Below are 895 nucleotides of genomic sequence, written 5' to 3'. Positions count from 1 at the left end.
TTTTAATTAGGTTGCCTTTATAAACGACAAAGGCGGTAACCGGATTTGAACCGGTGATAAAGGTTTTGCAGACCTCTGCCTTACCACTTGGCTATACCGCCATCTCCAAGGAACAAATCCTTAACTGGGGTAGCTGGATTCGAACCAGCGCATGAGGGAGTCAAAGTCCCTTGCCTTACCGCTTGGCTATACCCCAATCAAAGGGCGATAGGTGGGAATCGAACCCACGCGTGCCGGAGCCACAATCCGGTGCGTTAACCACTTCGCCACTATCGCCATCATGGCAGGGATAGTAGGAATTGAACCCACACCGACGGTTTTGGAGACCGTAGTTCTACCTTTAAACTATATCCCTATCATGAAAAATGGAAGGGAGTGGATTCGAACCACCGAACCCGAAGGAGCGGATTTACAGTCCGCCGCGTTTAGCCAGACTTCGCTACCCTTCCATGGTGGCGCGGGACGGAATCGAACCGCCGACACAAGGAGCTTCAATCCTTTGCTCTACCAACTGAGCTACCGAGCCACAATATATGCAATTTTTATTGCAACGGTCCTAACCGGATTTGAACCGGTGATCTCCTGCGTGACAGGCAGGCGTGATAACCCCTACACCATAGGACCATAATTATAATGGAGGATACAGGGCTCGAACCTGTGACCCTCTGCTTGTAAGGCAGACGCTCTCCCAACTGAGCTAATCCTCCATAAGTGACCCGTACGGGATTTGAACCCATGTTACCGCCGTGAAAGGGCGGTGTCTTAACCACTTGACCAACGGGCCATAATTTTAAAACGGAGAGTAAGGGATTCGAACCCTTGAAACAGGTCATTACCCGTTTACATGATTTCCAATCATGCTCCTTCGGCCAACTCGGACAACTCTCCATTAAAA

At 49.9% G+C, this 895-nt stretch carries 10 tRNA genes; all 10 read right to left on the bottom strand.

What is annotated here, in order from left to right:
- Window positions 1-30 precede the first annotated feature (30 nt).
- The 10 genes from LMU01S_RS10115 to LMU01S_RS10070 all read right to left on the bottom strand — a co-directional run bounded on the left by LMU01S_RS10115 (window position 31) and on the right by LMU01S_RS10070 (window position 888).
- Window positions 31-101 (bottom strand) — tRNA-Cys (locus LMU01S_RS10115).
- Between the two features lie 23 nt (window positions 102-124).
- A tRNA-Gln gene (locus LMU01S_RS10110) sits at window positions 125-196 on the bottom strand.
- Window positions 197-203: 7 nt separating this feature from the next.
- Window positions 204-276 (bottom strand) — tRNA-His (locus LMU01S_RS10105).
- Between the two features lie 5 nt (window positions 277-281).
- Window positions 282-355, bottom strand: a tRNA-Trp gene (locus LMU01S_RS10100).
- A gap of 11 nt (window positions 356-366) precedes the next feature.
- Window positions 367-449 (bottom strand) — tRNA-Tyr (locus LMU01S_RS10095).
- A 1-nt stretch (window position 450) separates the two neighbouring features.
- Window positions 451-526: transfer RNA gene (locus tag LMU01S_RS10090), tRNA-Phe, on the bottom strand.
- A gap of 25 nt (window positions 527-551) precedes the next feature.
- Window positions 552-624: transfer RNA gene (locus tag LMU01S_RS10085), tRNA-Asp, on the bottom strand.
- Window positions 625-634: 10 nt separating this feature from the next.
- Window positions 635-707, bottom strand: a tRNA-Val gene (locus LMU01S_RS10080).
- 5 nt (window positions 708-712) lie between these two features.
- A tRNA-Glu gene (locus tag LMU01S_RS10075) sits at window positions 713-784 on the bottom strand.
- A gap of 12 nt (window positions 785-796) precedes the next feature.
- Window positions 797-888 (bottom strand) — tRNA-Ser (locus LMU01S_RS10070).
- Window positions 889-895 lie beyond the last annotated feature (7 nt).

This window comes from Ligilactobacillus murinus DSM 20452 = NBRC 14221, from assembly GCF_001591685.1.
Taxonomy (GTDB): domain Bacteria; phylum Bacillota; class Bacilli; order Lactobacillales; family Lactobacillaceae; genus Ligilactobacillus; species Ligilactobacillus murinus.
This window is presented reverse-complemented; position numbering and strand designations above follow the sequence as displayed.